This window comes from Allobaculum sp. Allo2 (genome assembly GCF_022701175.1).
In the GTDB taxonomy this organism is placed as follows: domain Bacteria; phylum Bacillota_I; class Bacilli_A; order Erysipelotrichales; family Erysipelotrichaceae; genus Allobaculum; species Allobaculum fili.
The window spans coordinates 1,294,347-1,309,286 of record NZ_CP078088.1 but is presented as its reverse complement, the minus strand read 5'-3'; the positions used below and the strand labels follow the sequence as shown (position 1 = coordinate 1,309,286).

Here is a 14,940-nt window from a genome sequence, read left to right as displayed (position 1 = left end):
GAACACTCTAAACCCTTTCTTACGGCATTCCCTAAAGCTTCCGGTTCAGGACGCAGTCTCATTCTGGCAGGAAAGAACCGTATCCTTTTAAAGGGGTGAATTTCTGATCGGGCGGATGAAGGCTCTGTATCGCGAACAGGCCTGCTCTGACTTTTGAGGCCTTTCCGCTGGTCTGGTCATATTGCGCATTTCACTGAAATTTTTCATCAATCGGCATTTCTCACCTGAAAAGCCGTTTTTTGTATCCGATTTCGTCAATTCAAAAGATTTCGTACAAACCGGACTGAAATTCTGACCCCTGAACAATACGCTTGGATTCAAAAATCGCTCCTTCTATAAAATTAAGGATGTAAGGGTTATCAGCAATTCTGGCACAAACCAGTGCAGGCAGAAAGGAGAGAAACTGCACGGGCCAGAAATGGATCGCTCCATCGTTTGATCGAATCTCCCCGCTTCGATCGGACAGGGCGGTCTGGAAGAAGCGTCTTTTTTTCGCCTCTTCCTGCGTGCAGCCAAACGTATGCCGCACAAACAAAAATAAGGATTAAAGAGAAAATCTAAGAAAGGTTCAGCATGATTTACAGAAAAATGAACAGTCTGTTTGTGCTGACGCTCAGCACCTCGCTTGGTCTGTCCGTCCTGCAGGCTGCGCCGAACATGACCTGTGTCCTGGCCGCGGAAGAAACCGCCCCGAAGCCGGTGCTTTCCGTCAGCTTCGATCAGGAAAGCGCCAAGGACGAAGCGGCGGCGAAAACAACGGAACCGTTGTCGGCTCCCCGGAATACGGCAAAGGAAAACTTGGAAAAGCCATCCATCTCGTCAACTCGATCGAACGCACCGATGAAGCGAAACAGTATATCAACTTTGGTCAGCCGGATGATCTGAAATTTGGAACCGGCAGTTTTACCGTTCAGTTCTGGTACAAGGCGTCGGCCGATTCTCAGACCGAAGGTTGCATCGTCGGCAACAAGGAATGGGTTTCCGGATCGAATCCCGGCTTTACCATCGGCGATATGGTCAACGGCGTCACGCTCAACTTCCAGACACCGGGCGGTTCGCGTACGGATTCAAGCCGCATCACGACGCCGACCGACGGCACCTGGCACCACATTGCGGCCGTGATCGACCGCGGCCGTGCCAAAACGATGACGTACTACATCGACGGCAAGCAGGCGGAAGCGCCCAAATCGATTGCCGCCCACCATGGAACAATCGATTCGTCCGACTTTTTGATCGGTGCCTCGAACAAATCCGACGGCACGAAGTTCCTGGCGGTAGACGACGCGTGGATCGATGAATTCAGTGTCAGCCGCCGTGCGCTGAGCGCCGAGGAAATTGCCGCATCCGCCAATACGTATTTAATGGATCTGGAGCTGGAGCGCATCGACCGGCCGATCGATCTGATGACCGCGGGCGAACGCTACACCCCTGACGCTATCGAAACAATGAAAGCGTCCCTCGCTAAAGCGCGAAGACATGAAAGCTGAAGGTGCCGATCGGCAGGCCATTTATGACGCGCTGTTAAAGGAATACGACACGTTCATGGAAGGTACGCCGGCTAAGCTGAGCTTCCACGTCGTCTCCGACCTTCATACGTCCAGTGAAGCGTCTCTGAATACTTTCTCCGAAGCGCTCGCCGACATGAATACGATCAACCCCGAAGCCAAAGCGATCCTTCTGGCCGGGGATCTGACACAGAGCGGCATGCCAGAACAGATGACGAGTTTCTACGACCGGCTTGAGGCCGGTCTGAGCGAGAAAACCGAAGGCGTTCTGGTCGCCATGGGCAACCACGAAATGCGCGGACCGACGTCATCACAGTGGGAAGACAGTCCAAGCGGCGTAAACGCCCATTTCCCGATCATTTCCGCCAGCTATCTGGAAAACAACGCCAGATATATGGGTGAAAATGACGACAAGCTCTACTACGATCAATGAATCGACGGCTATCACTTCATTGTTCTCAACTCTGAAAACTCGCCGAAGGATATGGCGTGGCTCTCGCAGGAACAGCTCGACTGGCTCGATGAAAAACTGAGCGAAGACGAGTCGCTTTCCCGCCCCGCTTTCATCATGATCCATCAGGCACTCAACTATACCCACTCCGGTTCGATGAACTACAACGGATTCGGCGATCAGGATGAAGCCATGAAAACCATCCTGGCTAAACATCCCGAAACGATTCTCATCACCGGTCATATTCATAACCCGTTTGGCACAGCGGAAATCATGGACTCCGTCTGGGGAACCCTTGTCGATGTTCCTGTCTTTACCGGCAAAGGCCTGGGCTATGAAGTGTATGTTTACGATACGGAAGTCGTATTCCGTGCAAGAAACCACAATACGAAAGAATGGATGCCCGATTACGATGTCATCGTCGAACTCAACACACTGCCTTCTCTTGTGGCCCGCACCAAAGCACTGAACGAAAAAGACTACACCGCCGACTCCTGGAACAAAGCGTATCCAGCGCTTCAGGAGTACCAGAGTCAGGCTGAAGAAATTCAGGCCAGGACGTACGGAAACTTTGGCGCTGCTGCGCGTCAGGCCATCAACGTCCTCCAGAAAAAGTACCTTGCCGCGTTCGCAGAACTTGAAGAAGCCGTTCCCGCTGACCGAAGCAAGCTTCAGGCTTCCGTTGATACCGCTGCTGCCCTGCAGACCGCCGGCGGACTCGAAGGTCTTGAAGAAAACATCGTCGCCGAATTCAATGCAGCCTTAACCGAAGCCAATGTCCTGTTAAAAGATGAAAGCGCCACGCAGGAGCAGATCGATGCATCCAAAGTCCGTGTCGATCACGTCCTCGATCTGGCGGCGTTAAAAGACGATCTGAGCGCGCTCAACGCGCTGATCGCCAAAGCCGAAGCCATCGATTCCGACAAATATACCGAAGCCTCCGTTTCCGCACTTACCACAGCGGTGTCGCAGGCAAAAGCTCTTAAAGCGGATCTGAGCCGTCTGAATCAGGAAAACATCACTGCCGCTTCGACTTCCCTGCAGACCGCTATCGACGGTCTCAAAGTCAAAGTCGATCGAAGCGCTCTGCAGACGGCGGTAAATACGGCCGAAGCGAAACAGGAAGCCGGCGATCTTAACGGTCTGCCCCAAGCGATTGTATCGGAATTTGAAGCCGCTTTAAGTGAAGCAAAACCCCTGCTGGTAAACGAGAACGCCGCGCAGGAACAGGTCAATACATCCAAATCCCGTCTGGATTGCTCACTCGAACTCGTCGCTCTCAAAGGCGATCAGCTGCACTGGATACGCTGATCGAAACCGCAGAAGCTGTCGATTCCAAGCTGTATACAGAAGAGTCACTTACGAATCTGACGTCCGCCCTGAACGAAGCCAAAGCGCTCCAGACAAATCTTGAAGCCCTCAGCCAATCCTCCATCGCAAACGCCTGCACCAATCTGCAGAACGCGATCGATACCCTCGAACTTCTGCCTGTCCTGACGCTGAATCTGGATACCCTGCACTTCCTTTCGCAAAAGGCGCACGGATACGCCAAGGCGCAGTTCCAGTCCGCCGGCTGGCAGACGATGGAAGACGTTCTGGAAGCCGCGGATGAGATGATCGCGTCTGTCGATGAGGCATCCGCAGAAGCGATGACGCAGGAAGATATTGATGCGCAGGTGAAAGCCCTGCATGCATCGATTCTCCATCTGCGTCTTCTTCCCGACGCGAAACGTCTTTTCTGATTTCATAACGAAATACGAAAAGCCGGAATCCAAAACAGCTAAGTAAATCCAAATACGCAAATCCAGTTCCATAAAGAACAAAATTTCTTCTGCACATCACAAAGATATTCGGGCTGCGGTGTTCAGATCTCACACATTCGGGCAAAAGGATCCTTCGAATTTTTGAAAAAATCCGGCGGATCCAGATTCCACATCCGCAAAATCGATCGTTCACACGCGATCGATCTGCAGATTTCACGAACGCTTTCCGGCCAGGAAGAATAAACTGTCGCTGAGCCCTGCACTTCCTGCCGCCTCGATGAAAATGGGGTCCACAAAGTTTCATCGATCGAAATCGTTCCATTTACCGCATATAAATTGTCGACAGGCCGAAGCCCGGGCGCATTTTGCCCGGATTACGGCCTGTTTTTGTGAAAAGGCATCCGAATCGGATTCCTCTTTCTTCGCCTTTTCTGCTTTAGTTTTGTGTTTTCATCCGATTCGCTTGCTTTTCCATTCCGTATTGGAATACCTTTGACCCTCGCCCTGAACAGTCTGGCCGGAACAGTCAAATCCCGCATGGTTCATGGTGAATTTGTTAAAATGGACACAGAAGGAAGATGAATATCATGGACTATAAAATTGAATATCCTAAGAAAAATGAGGCAGTAATTACCTTCACCATTCCGAAAGCGGAATACGAAGCCGATATCGAAGCTGCCAAAAAGCAACCGGATCCGAAGATCCAGCGGTAGCCCAGGAATACGCTCTGGCTCAGGAAGGCGGAAAAGTCTTCACCGAAGCCGCAAAGGAACACACACTCAAGCTGGCTACCCAGCCTGCATTCCTTTCCGAAGCGGATGCCGACGGCAACGTTCAGGTTACCCTGACCTGCACCCTCGTTCCAGAAGTGACTCTCCTGCCTATACCGGACTGAACTTTGAAAAACAGCCGATCACCGTATCGGAAGAAGAAGTTCTCCAGAACGTTATGGGCCGTATCAACCAGACGAACCTCTTCGAACCGCTCCCAGAAGACGCGGTTGCGGAAGACGGAAATCAGGTTGTCATCGACTTTGTCGGTGAAAAAGACGGCGTCGCCTTCGAAGGCGGAAGCGCAAACGATTATCCGCTGGTTCTTGGAAGCCACACCTTCATCCCTGGCTTCGAAGATCAGCTGATCGGCGTCAAAGCCGGCGACGAGCGCAGCGTAGAAGTTGTCTTCCCGTCCGACTACTTTGAAGCCTCTCTGGCTGGACAGCCGGTTATCTTCAAAGTCACCGTAAAATCCGTTCAGAAAGCCATCGTCCCGGAACTCAACGATGAATTCATCAAGAAGATGAACCTCGAAGGCTGCAGCACCGTTGATGAGCTGAAAGCCAAGATCCGTGAAGAACTGACCCAGATGAAAACCGAACAGGAAGAAAACCGTCTGGCCATGGCGATCCTCACCCGCGTAGCGGAAGGCGCGCAGATGGACATCCCGGCAGCCATGATCGACTCCCAGGTTTCCCAGCACATGGAACAGTACGAAAACCAGCTCAAACAGTACGGTATGAGCTTCGATGACTTCCTGAAAGCGTCCAAGCAGACTGCGGAAGAATTCCGTGCCCGTCTGGTACCGGAAGCTGAAAACGAACTGCGTTCCGCACTCGTTCTCGATGCCATCGCCAGTGCCGAACAGATCGGTGCCGACGAAAAGGATCTTGCCAAAGAGTACGAACTGCTCTCGACCGTTTACAACTTCCCGCCTGAACAGCTGAAAATGTTCATCCCGCAGGAAGCCGTAGCCGCGCAGATCACTCAGCGCAAAACGCTTGAATTCCTGAAAGCCAACAACACCAAAAAGACTAGTTTCCTCGCCAGTAAAAATCAGCGGCTTCTGCCCGCATCCAATCCCAGGATGCCGGGCAGAAGCCGCTTTTTCATGTTCATCATTTCATAAACGGGCAGGCCGTTTCGGACACAGTGGAGCGGGTATGCGGATTTCGATCGTCGCGCATACTGGAGCCCTTTGTCGTGTGCAAGGGCAGTTCACCGAGCTGTTTTTCAATCTCCAGAAGCGCCTGTGCAAAATGCACGAGATCGTCTGGCAGGCGATCCGAATTTGTTTCTTTACGCAGCTCGTTTCCTTTACGAATCAAACCGTATTTTGCACAGACAGACGCAAGACGAGACTGATTCTCATTTTCAATGGCGATTCCAGATAGTTCCAGACCGTTCAGAAGTGTCCTGTCATCGCTGGCGTATCCCCGCATCTTACTTTTCCAGATACACGATAATCTGATCCCCGTGTCGATCGAAATACGGCTGCCGGCATTCCATGCAGGACCCTCGATCCGGCTGTTCAAGCCATGCGTTCATCGCGGTCACAATTCCCGCACGATCCAAATCCATACTTTGTCCTATTTCTCAGACAGACCCTGCGTATCGATACTTTCCTCATCTTCAAAATCCAGATGAAGCGGTCTCCAGAAACGGCCGGGCACATGCAGACTTTCTTCGCTTTCCGGCACCCAGAGGGCATGCAGATTTCGATTGCCGCTCATGCCTTTGCGTACCATCAGACAGATGTTGCCGCGCTCGTCATACCAGCCGCCAAAGCTCCAGCCTTTGCGCCTGGGAACCGGCAAGGTAAACGAAGGCGTATTGATCGAGTAGGAGAGCACCGGATCGACGTCCAGCACGCCTTTGTCCGGATCCAGGCGAATTTCGTATTCTTCTTCCTTCCATCCCGCGTAAAGCGTTGTTGGCTTGGCAAAGCGCATGGACGGATTCCAGGCGCGATGACAGGCTGGATCAAGATACCAGCCCGTAAAGCGATGGCCAATCCGGATCGGCGAAAACGGCGGGTGAATGCGTCCCGCGCCATCGGTTTTTACCGGAGCGACGCGGCTTCCTCCACATGAGTCAAAGGAAATTTCCACCAGAGCATCGAACGTTCCTTTCAGACGGATTCTTCGCATCCACGACGGATCGATGTATTCGATCAGCTCGCCATCCATCAGCCAGCCGGTAAAGAGCTTGCCTTCGCACTGCGCCGGGTACAGCTTGAGCAGACCGCTTTCGACGGTATAGCTGTGGGGGTTCAGCGGCGAGTTCATGCCCTCGTCGAGTTCGTAAATGATGTTGTAGGAAAGCGGCTTCCAGCTGGGATACAGCTGCATCGTATCGGGCAGAAGTCCCGCCGGGTTGACTGGACGCGTCAGTTCCGGATCGACGTACCAGCCCGCGAAGTAGTACCCTTCCCGCTCCGGGGTATTTTTCGATGATGTATGGGAATCCAAAAGGCGGCTTCGATCCAGAGTCTTTGGCGCGTTCGTTCCGTTCTGGATTTCTTTTGAATATCTTTGGGCATAAATTGCTTGATCCTCTTTCGATTAGTGCTAAAATAATCTCGCTGTCCTGGTAGCTCAGTTGGATAGAGCATGCGCCTTCTAAGCGCACGGTCGGGTGTTCGAATCATCTCCAGGACGCCACTTAGAACGAATCGCCTGAAAAGGCGTTTTTTTGCCTTTTCGGATTTGCCTGCCATCTCGCCTGTTTTCTTTTTACGAAGACAGGCTTTTTCTTTCTAAGCGTTCTGGAGTTCATTTTATCACTGAACCGGGTGCGTGGGCAGAGGCGGTACAAATCGGAATCCGGTTTGTACGTCTTCGTCAGAATCCCTCGCGCGCTGGAGATTTCTCCAGATGAAGACGCTCATCGACCATTCAAAAATCCCGGCCTGCTTTTCTTCAAGCAGACCGGGATCTGTTTTTCCGTTTCGTCGATCAGGTAGATCGGCTTACCACCAGCCGCCGGTCCAGCTGTTTTTCGGTTTGAACGGCCAGTCTTCCTGATGGATCAGTTTTGCGTGGATCTGATCGTTATCGTCGACTTCAATCACCGCGTAGCAGGGCGAATTGCCATCCCGCGGAAAACGCATGCTTCCCGGGTTCACCAGCAGGACGCCGTTGACCTTCTTGATGAGCGGTACGTGCGTATGACCGAATACCGCAATCTGACAGTCGTTTTCCTTAGCTAAGGCGGCCAGTTTTTCGAGCCGGCTGTAATAGCCAAGGCGATGGGAATGCGTCATGTAAATGCGGATCCCCGCATAGGAGACGACCCGGCTGTCTGGCATCATACGGTTTCCGCCGTAGTCATTGTTTCCGCGCACGAAAATCCAGGCGGGAAAGTATTCCGGGCTGTTTTCGAGATCTCCGCAATGCAGAAAGAGATCGGCATGCGGATACGCTTTTCCAGTTCGGTGAGCAGGTTTCCTGCTCCATGGGTATCGCTGGCCACAATAATCTGTGCTTTCAATCCTGCTTCCTCCGTTTCCTGTTTTGAGCAGCGTGATATAGAAAGATCTGCTCTTCGATTTCTATTTTAGTTCCTCGAGAACTTCGCCCTTTTCAAAAAGCTCAGAGGCTGCGTCTTGACCGACATAGCGCAAAACGAACGGCTGCCATTTGACCCCGGTTTTCTCTTCCTTCTGCTGGGGATAGCGGAAGACCCAGCCGTATTTCCAGCTATTCTCGCTCAGCCAGTCGAGCGTGCTTTTCTGCTCTTTACTGAGATCGTCGCAGGCTTTGCTCCAGTCTTCGCCTTTTTCTTTCGAAACCACGTCGTTCCATTCGTCAAAGCCGGAAAGACGAACGCTCAAGCCGAACTGTTCTTCCCGGGTGCCGTATGGGCCCTGATTGTACGAGGCATGTTCCTGCGCCTGCTGCTGGTCTGCCTGACTCATGTAGCCGCCGACGGCCTTGAGTTCATGACCGGCTGCAGCCGCGTCACTGGCCATCTGCAGCCAGCTCGCTGCGGCGGGATAGCGCAGGCTGATGCCCGGCGCGATTTCGGTCAGATCGCCAGGTTCCCAGCGCAGAATCGTTTCGGTTCCATTGAGAACGGCTGTCAGGTCATCGGGGCGTCCGTGATAGAGCGGCAGCGTGCTGCCGGATTCGAAATAGTTGATCAGATCCGTATAGGACAGCCAGCCGAGCAGTTCGCTCATCCGGTCGGCGTCCATGCGATCCCGGTACGTGTTGACGAAATAGACCACAAACTGCGGATCAGCCGCCTGAGCGGCCATGATCTGCTGGTAATAGCGGATGTTGTCCATGTTGAATTCCGCTACGCTCGCGTAGGGCAGCACTTCTTCGGGCAGCAGCTGCATGTTGATCAGCGTGTTGATGTCTTCGTCATCGAGCAGCACCGCCAGCTGATTGCGCTGTTCCGGCGTTCCGTACGGGTAGCGGGTCAGCGGATCGGCCACTTTCTGCAAATGGAAAAAGGTCAGCAGCGCAAAGGCCACGCAGCAGAAGAAAATGACGAGGCGGGTACGCAAAATGACTTTGTTCGATTTCATCGAATGGGTTTCGTTCGCTTTCATTCCTCGCTTCCCCTTTCTGCCCTCTCTTCTGTATGGAGCGAATCGGCCGGATCAGATATTGCAACACTCGGATCCGACGCCGGCGTTTCTGCCGCCGTTCGGGTATTTCCGGCATCCGACACGGGGACGGTTTCGGCGTTTTCCGCCGGACTGGCGGTATCCGTCTTTTCTTCATCGTTTTCGTGCAGGCGCGCATAGAGCAGCGCCGCCGTTTTGGCCGGAACGATTTTTTCAAAATCTTCTAAGGACGCTGCCCGCATCTTTTTCAAAGACGGGTAGGCCGACTGAATCTGTTTTTTGCGCTTTGGCCCAATGCCGGCAATATCGTCGAGAATCGACTTGGTCATGCCCTTGGCGCGCAGTTTCTGGTGGTACGTTATCGCAAAGCGGTGCACTTCATCCTGCATGCGCGTCAGCAGGAAAAACAGCGGATCGGTTTTATCGAGCGGGATTTCCTGAAGATTTTCATTGAGGAGCGCTCTCGTCGAGTGCTTATCGTCCTTGACCAGACCCGCGATCGTCAGCGGAATGCCCAGCTCATCGCGAATGCTCTGGGCGGCATGAATCTGACCGACACCGCCATCGACGAGAAGCAGATCCGGCATTGGCTTGTTTTCGCGCTGCAGCCGGGAATAGCGGCGGCGCACGACTTCCTTCATGGAGTCGGTATCGGAGCGGTAGCCGTCGAGCTGGTATTTGCGGTACGCATTTTTATCGGGCTTGCCGTCGCGGAAGACGACCAGACCGGAAACGTTGTACGTTCCGGAAATGTGCGAGTTATCGAACAGCTCAATCGTATGGATCGGCTTATGGAAAATGGTCGAAAGCTTGCGGTTGGCGCCTTCGAGTTCACGGTCCTTGCGGTAAATGAGCTGGAACTTCTGTTCGTGTGCTTCTTTCGCGTTGGCGCACGCCAGTTCGGTCAGCTTCTTTCGATCGCCGCGCTGCGGAATGATGATTTTCGTATCGAGCGCGTCTTCGAGCGACTCCACATCCGTTCCTTCCGGCACGTAAATGGTCGATGGGATTTTGTTCGTCTGATAGTACTGCAAAATATACGACACAAACGCGTCCTGCACGTCTTCATAAATTGGTGCAACGGACATGTTGCGTTCGAGCAGCTTGCCCTCGCGCACGAAAAAGCCCTGGAAGGAAATGTAGCCTTTGTCTTCGTACCAGCCAAAGACATCGAAGTTGTCCCGGATCGAAAAGTCGATTGTCTGCTTTTCCTGAATGTAGTCGATGGAACGGATCTGGCCAAGCAGTTCCTGTGCCCGCTCGAAATTCAGGTTCTGGCTCGCTTCGGCCATCTTTTCCTGCAGCTCTTCTTTCACTTCCCCGGTATAGCCTTTGAGAAAGCGAATGATTTTCTCGCGGCGCGCGAGCGCCTCTTTTTCATCGACTTTCTGAAAGCAGAAGCCCGGACACTGGTGCATGTGATAGTACAGGCAGGGCGTCTTGCTCATCGTGCGGCAGCGGCGCATCGGGTAGAGCTGACTGATCAGCTTGACCATGTCGTAGGCGTACGTCGAAATCGGATAGGGACCGAAAAAGTCGCTGTTTCTTCCCTTGGCCTTACGGGTAATGCGGACCTGGAAATCCGCCCCTTGGTGACTTCAATGTATGGATACATTTTGTCATCCATGAACATGATGTTAAAGGGCGGCCGGTATTTCTTGATCAGATTGATCTCGAGAAGCAGCGCTTCCTTTTCGGTTGTGGTATTGATGAATTCAAAATCTTCGATGCGGGCCACCAGTTTGGTGGTCTTGTTATTGTGAACGCCGTGAAAGTAGGATCGAACCCGGTTTTTGAGAACCTTGGCTTTTCCGACGTACAGGATTTCCTGATTTGCATCTTTCATGATGTAGCATCCGGGCTTATCCGGAAGCAGTTCCAGTTTTTCTGAATATGTTCGGTCAGCGGCATACGATCCTTTCTAACTCTTTGACAAGAGTGCATTCGTTCAAAAATAAATGGAAAATTCAGACGTTATCTGCGGTCAGAAGACCGTCCTTTTTCATTATCAAACGTCTGTGGGACGAAAAAGCGTCCTTTTTCAGTATAGCAAAGCGCGCAATCCCCGGCTTTGCGAAAGATTGCGCGAAAATCCGACCTGCACTGCAGACGGTTTATTTCAGTTCGACGAGCGTAGCGCCTAGACCGCCGTCGTTAGGTCCGCCGCTGGAAATGCGCTTGACCTGCGGATGGCTCTTGAGATCTTTCCAGACCGCGCTGCGCAACGCGCCGGTACCCATGCCATGAATGATCCGGACGTTTTTAATATTATGGTAAACCGCCTGATCAATATAATGGTCGAGCTCGCGGATGCCTTCTTCGACACGCATGCCGATCAGGTTCAGTTCCATATTGAACGGACGGAAGGAAAGATCCGGACTTTCCTTTTTACGCGGCTGTTTCTGCGCTTTGGGCTTCTTGATCTTTTCGAGCTGATCGACGCTCAGATTGACGCGTCGGCCATTGACCATGACGACAGCCTTATTCTTGCGCACCTGAACGACTTCGCCATGATTGTTGAGGGAGATGACATGGACGTAGTCGCCCGGTTCGATCGTTTCCTGCTTTTCGACCGCCGGCTCTTCGGTTTTCTTCGCGTCGTCGAGCTGACTGAGCTGACCCATTTTCTCGATCTGTTCGTGACTGGCTTTTCCCGTGCTGGCCCGCAGATCGCGCAGGATGGCTTTGGCTTCTTCCTGCTTTTCGTAAAGCATGTCTTCAAGCTGGCGGGCATAGTCGTCGTCGAGACGCTTTTTCATGGACGCCCATTTTTTCTGGTCTTCGTCCGCCTTTTTCTGCAGACGGTGTGCGTCCTTAACGAGCGCGTCGAAGCGGTCTTTCTGCTTCTGTACCTGGGCCTGCTGCTTTTCAAGAACCGACAGCTGCCTGGCGGCTTCGGATTCGTTCTGAGCTTTCAGCTCCCGGGCGCGTTTGAGTACATCTCCGTTCAGCCCGAACTGGCTGGCAATCGGGAACGCGCAGCTCGCGCCGCTGATACCAGGTAAATAGCGATACGTCGGAACAAGTTTCACAGGATCGAATTCCACCGATCCGCACAGCACGCGCGGATTCGTTTTCCCAAAGGCTTTGACCGCGTTGTAATGGGTACTCGTTAAAATCGTAGCCCCGCGATCCATCAGCGCTTCGATGACCGCCTGAGCAAGCGCCGCGCCTTCATCCGGATCCGTTCCGCTGCCGATTTCATCGAGCAGAACGAACGTATGTTCGTTGGCTTTCTTAATGATTTTCGCGATTTTGGAAATGTGCGACGAGAACGTCGACAAGTTGTTTTCGATCGACTGCTCATCGCCGACATCGAAATAAAACTGTTCGTAAATGGGAAGCATAGCCCGATGGGCGCTGACCGGAAAGCCGCACTGCGCAAGAAGAATAAAGAGCGCGATCGTCTTGAGCGTAACGGTCTTGCCGCCCATGTTCGATCCGGTAATCATCAGACAGTCCTGTTCATCGCTCAGCGCATACGAGTTGGCGACTGCGGTTTTCGCATCCAGCAGCGGATGTACCGCGTGATCGATATGCAGCGCGTGGCTCATGCCCTGCAGCGTCGGAATGCATCCGTCGTGCAGCTGCATCCAACGTGCTTTGGCCAGAGCCGTATCGATAATTTCGAGCGTTTCGTCGTTGGACAGAAGCGCCTTGGCGTTTGCGCCGACTTTGCGGCTGAGCTCCTTGCAGATGCGCTTCTTTTCTTCTTCGATTTCGTTTTCCAGACTGGCTGCCGCGTTATTGAGCGTCGCCAGCGCGTCTGGTTCTACGTAGCTTCCGGCCCCGGACTGGCTCGTTCCATGGACGATGCCGCCAAACTTATACTTGTCGGCCGCCTTGACCAGAACGCAGAGGCGTCCTCCGGAATACACCGTCATCGTATCGACCAGCGAAGACGAATGCGCCTGAATGAACTTTTTGGCTGCAGCCGACAGATCGGCTTTCGTCTGCACCAGCTGACGGCTCAGGTTCTGCAGGCGGGCGCTCGCATCCGGTCGAATCGATCCGGAAAGATCGATCGCTTCATCGATGTCCGCCGCCAGGGAAGACAGGTTGGCCAGCGTAGAGGCCAGATCCGAAAGCATCGGTTCCTTTTCGGGCGAAAACGCCTTGGCCGCGGTCTGCGACGCCGTAATAAACAGTGAAATTTCCAGCAGTTCGCTGCCGTTCAGCGCGATGCCCTTTTTGGCCAGCTTGACGGATTTTGTGATGTCGCCAAGTCCGCCTAACGAAAGCTCCTGCCCATCCTGCAAAAACGCAAAGGCTTCTGCGCAAAGATCCAGCTGACGCCGAACGACTGCCGTCGATTTGAGCACTCTTGCGTCTTTTAAATGGGCTGCGGTTTTGGGCGAAGCCGCCAGGCTGGCAAACTGCTCCAGTACCGCCGGCATATCGATGGCATTCCAGTTATCTACGTACATATCCGTCCCTCTCTTTCCTTCTAAATTCCGCAATGGAATTCGTTGTTTCTTTGCATAAATTCAGTATTTACTGCAGAGTCCTGTCGACTCTGGTTTCTGTGAAATCTTTTCTTTCAGCCTGCACCCGATCCGCTGATCCGCAGATACGCGTAAAAGCGACTGGGATCGGCATTGTATCGTCCGTCTTTTGCACGAGGAAATACAGCTTTCCTCTGCAGGGAAGGCCCGGCGGTCCGGAAACGGCCGCAATCCCTGTAATGATACAATAGGAACATGGCAACTGTTGTACGAACCATGAGCTCGAGCCAGATCGAGACTCTCCACAAAAACTCAAACCGCTCTCCAAAGCGAAAAATCTTCCCTCTTACGCGGCCTGGTCGATTTATGTCCTGGATTCTTCCGGGAAAAAGTCGTCGTGACCGCCTATACGTCCGGTAAAGTCGTCATTCAGGGCGGTGATATCGACTGGGTCGTCAGTGTCGCCGATGACATTTTAGGAAAAGACGAATCCAGCGGACGGTTTTCGGCCGCAGAACTTGACGATGTCCCACGGGTCCGTCCCGCGTCGAATTCGTCTTCTGCAGGTCACGGGTCCAAAGCCAATGTTTTCCCGCAGGCCGGCAGCGATGAAGTCGGCACCGGCGATTACATGGGCCCGGTTACCGTCGCTGCGGTAATCGTCCCGGACCAGGAATGTGCCGCGAAGCTGCACGCGATGGAAATTACCGATTCCAAGAAAATGACCGACGCGCGCATTCTTGAAGTGGCCCCGCAAATTGAAGCGATGGTTCCCCATTCCATCGTTATTTTACAAAATGCCCAATACAATCGCATACGCGAGGAAAAAGGCTATAACCTCAACAAGATGAAAGCCATGATGCACAATCAGGTGTACCTGAATCTGCAGAAAAAGGCTATGCCCTGCCTGAACTTTGCGTGATCGACCAGTTCTGCATTCCGCGCACGTACTATAGCTATCTGGCGCAGGAGAAAAACGTCATTCGCACCATTCATTTTGAGACGAAGGCGGAATCGCATTATATCGCGGTTGCGGCCGCTTCGGTACTCGCCCGCTACGCCTTTTTAAAAGTCTGGGAACAGCTCGAGGCGAAAGCCGGGATGCCGCTGGAAAAAGGCGGTGGAGACAAAGCCACCCAGAGCGCCAGAAAGCTCATGGCGAAAATTGGAAAAGAGCGCATGCCGGAATTTGTCAAAATGCATTTCGTCAATTCCCAGAAAATCGGCCTGGTCTAAGCCCGCAGTACATCCAGAACGTCTCCCTCTTTTGGAACCGTTCTGGATTTTCTTTGCCCAGAATGCGTGCGGGAAAATCAAAAATCCGATAATTCAAAAATTTGAAAATTCAAAAATCCCGAAATTTGAAAATTCCAGAAGAATCCAAAACGTGAATTCCGCGCAAAGAGCGAGCGCGCAGGCATTAT

General features: G+C 52.9%; 17 protein-coding genes and 1 tRNA gene. 10 read left to right on the top strand and 8 right to left on the bottom strand.

From position 1 onward, the window contains the following. The first annotated feature begins 573 nt into the window (after positions 1–573). The 7 genes from KWG61_RS07380 to tig all read left to right on the top strand — a co-directional run bounded on the left by KWG61_RS07380 (position 574) and on the right by tig (position 5,621). The gene (locus tag KWG61_RS07380) at positions 574–885 is read left to right on the top strand and encodes a hypothetical protein (protein WP_230267601.1); all 312 of its coding nucleotides are present in this window, start codon (positions 574–576) and stop codon (positions 883–885) included. Beyond that, positions 810–1,487: a LamG domain-containing protein gene (locus tag KWG61_RS07375; RefSeq protein WP_367614347.1), complete on the top strand. Its 678-nt coding sequence runs from the start codon at positions 810–812 to the stop codon at positions 1,485–1,487. The genes KWG61_RS07380 and KWG61_RS07375 overlap by 76 nt, the downstream gene beginning before the upstream one ends. Beyond that, positions 1,477–1,938 (top strand): metallophosphoesterase, encoded by a 462-nt coding sequence (locus tag KWG61_RS07370; RefSeq protein WP_230267600.1) that lies wholly within the window; start codon positions 1,477–1,479, stop codon positions 1,936–1,938. Before KWG61_RS07375 ends, KWG61_RS07370 begins: the two co-directional genes overlap by 11 nt. Before the next feature lie 51 nt (positions 1,939–1,989). After that, positions 1,990–3,267: a hypothetical protein gene (locus KWG61_RS07365; RefSeq protein ID WP_230267599.1), complete on the top strand. Its 1,278-nt coding sequence runs from the start codon at positions 1,990–1,992 to the stop codon at positions 3,265–3,267. Then, a complete protein-coding gene (locus tag KWG61_RS07360) occupies positions 3,213–3,698 on the top strand; it encodes a hypothetical protein (RefSeq protein WP_230267598.1) in 486 nt (161 codons plus the stop codon). The genes KWG61_RS07365 and KWG61_RS07360 overlap by 55 nt, the downstream gene beginning before the upstream one ends. A gap of 608 nt (positions 3,699–4,306) precedes the next feature. Further along, a complete protein-coding gene (locus KWG61_RS16170; protein ID WP_256460815.1) occupies positions 4,307–4,432 on the top strand; it encodes a hypothetical protein in 126 nt (41 codons plus the stop codon). Further along, entirely contained in the window at positions 4,386–5,621 is a 1,236-nt protein-coding gene (gene tig / locus KWG61_RS07355) for a trigger factor (RefSeq protein ID WP_367614346.1), read from the top strand. Before KWG61_RS16170 ends, tig begins: the two co-directional genes overlap by 47 nt. On the opposite strand, the gene KWG61_RS07350 is transcribed toward tig, so the two are convergent. Genes KWG61_RS07350 through KWG61_RS07340 form a run of 3 tightly spaced genes read right to left on the bottom strand, consistent with a single transcriptional unit; the run spans position 5,611 to position 6,963 of the window. After that, complete coding sequence (locus KWG61_RS07350; protein WP_230267596.1) at positions 5,611–5,934, bottom strand: DUF1828 domain-containing protein; 324 nt, start codon at positions 5,932–5,934, stop codon at positions 5,611–5,613. The genes tig and KWG61_RS07350 overlap by 11 nt on opposite strands. 1 nt (position 5,935) lies before the next feature. Continuing rightward, complete coding sequence (locus KWG61_RS07345) at positions 5,936–6,073, bottom strand: hypothetical protein (RefSeq protein WP_230267595.1); 138 nt, start codon at positions 6,071–6,073, stop codon at positions 5,936–5,938. A gap of 8 nt (positions 6,074–6,081) precedes the next feature. Continuing rightward, on the bottom strand, positions 6,082–6,963 hold the full coding sequence (locus KWG61_RS07340) for an InlB B-repeat-containing protein (protein WP_242745410.1): 882 nt from the start codon (positions 6,961–6,963) through the stop codon (positions 6,082–6,084). A gap of 115 nt (positions 6,964–7,078) precedes the next feature. On the opposite strand from KWG61_RS07340, the gene KWG61_RS07335 reads away from it, so the two are divergent. Continuing rightward, a tRNA-Arg gene (locus KWG61_RS07335) sits at positions 7,079–7,155 on the top strand. 308 nt (positions 7,156–7,463) lie between these two features. Here the strand turns inward: KWG61_RS07335 and KWG61_RS07330 are convergent. From KWG61_RS07330 to KWG61_RS07310, 5 genes are all read right to left on the bottom strand, one after another. Then, complete coding sequence (locus tag KWG61_RS07330; RefSeq protein ID WP_256460848.1) at positions 7,464–7,985, bottom strand: metallophosphoesterase; 522 nt, start codon at positions 7,983–7,985, stop codon at positions 7,464–7,466. Between the two features lie 60 nt (positions 7,986–8,045). Then, the gene (locus KWG61_RS07325; protein WP_230267592.1) at positions 8,046–9,053 is read right to left on the bottom strand and encodes a D-alanyl-D-alanine carboxypeptidase family protein; all 1,008 of its coding nucleotides are present in this window, start codon (positions 9,051–9,053) and stop codon (positions 8,046–8,048) included. After that, on the bottom strand, positions 9,050–10,588 hold the full coding sequence (uvrC, locus tag KWG61_RS07320; RefSeq protein ID WP_242745599.1) for an excinuclease ABC subunit UvrC: 1,539 nt from the start codon (positions 10,586–10,588) through the stop codon (positions 9,050–9,052). The genes KWG61_RS07325 and uvrC overlap by 4 nt, the downstream gene beginning before the upstream one ends. After that, positions 10,555–10,917, bottom strand: coding sequence for a GIY-YIG nuclease family protein (locus tag KWG61_RS07315; RefSeq protein ID WP_242745408.1), 363 nt, complete (start codon positions 10,915–10,917; stop codon positions 10,555–10,557). Before KWG61_RS07315 ends, uvrC begins: the two co-directional genes overlap by 34 nt. A gap of 268 nt (positions 10,918–11,185) precedes the next feature. Further along, positions 11,186–13,498 (bottom strand): endonuclease MutS2, encoded by a 2,313-nt coding sequence (locus tag KWG61_RS07310; RefSeq protein ID WP_230267590.1) that lies wholly within the window; start codon positions 13,496–13,498, stop codon positions 11,186–11,188. Positions 13,499–13,913: 415 nt separating this feature from the next. Here KWG61_RS07310 and KWG61_RS07305 point away from each other — a divergent pair, with 415 nt between their 5' ends. Continuing rightward, positions 13,914–14,438 (top strand): hypothetical protein, encoded by a 525-nt coding sequence (locus KWG61_RS07305; RefSeq protein ID WP_242745406.1) that lies wholly within the window; start codon positions 13,914–13,916, stop codon positions 14,436–14,438. Next, on the top strand, positions 14,435–14,752 hold the full coding sequence (locus KWG61_RS07300; protein WP_367614288.1) for a hypothetical protein: 318 nt from the start codon (positions 14,435–14,437) through the stop codon (positions 14,750–14,752). The genes KWG61_RS07305 and KWG61_RS07300 overlap by 4 nt, the downstream gene beginning before the upstream one ends. Positions 14,753–14,940: the final 188 nt, after the last annotated feature.

Coding starts and splice junctions, on each gene's coding strand:
- KWG61_RS07345 (WP_230267595.1), bottom strand. CDS start 6,073: ATGGATTTGGATCGTGCGGGAATTGTGACCGCGATGAACGCATGGCTT.
- KWG61_RS16170 (WP_256460815.1), top strand. CDS start 4,307: ATGGACTATAAAATTGAATATCCTAAGAAAAATGAGGCAGTAATTACC.
- KWG61_RS07370 (WP_230267600.1), top strand. CDS start 1,477: ATGAAAGCTGAAGGTGCCGATCGGCAGGCCATTTATGACGCGCTGTTA.
- KWG61_RS07325 (WP_230267592.1), bottom strand. CDS start 9,053: ATGAAAGCGAACGAAACCCATTCGATGAAATCGAACAAAGTCATTTTG.
- KWG61_RS07365 (WP_230267599.1), top strand. CDS start 1,990: ATGGCGTGGCTCTCGCAGGAACAGCTCGACTGGCTCGATGAAAAACTG.
- KWG61_RS07315 (WP_242745408.1), bottom strand. CDS start 10,917: ATGAAAGATGCAAATCAGGAAATCCTGTACGTCGGAAAAGCCAAGGTT.
- KWG61_RS07350 (WP_230267596.1), bottom strand. CDS start 5,934: ATGCGGGGATACGCCAGCGATGACAGGACACTTCTGAACGGTCTGGAA.
- KWG61_RS07310 (WP_230267590.1), bottom strand. CDS start 13,498: ATGTACGTAGATAACTGGAATGCCATCGATATGCCGGCGGTACTGGAG.
- KWG61_RS07380 (WP_230267601.1), top strand. CDS start 574: ATGATTTACAGAAAAATGAACAGTCTGTTTGTGCTGACGCTCAGCACC.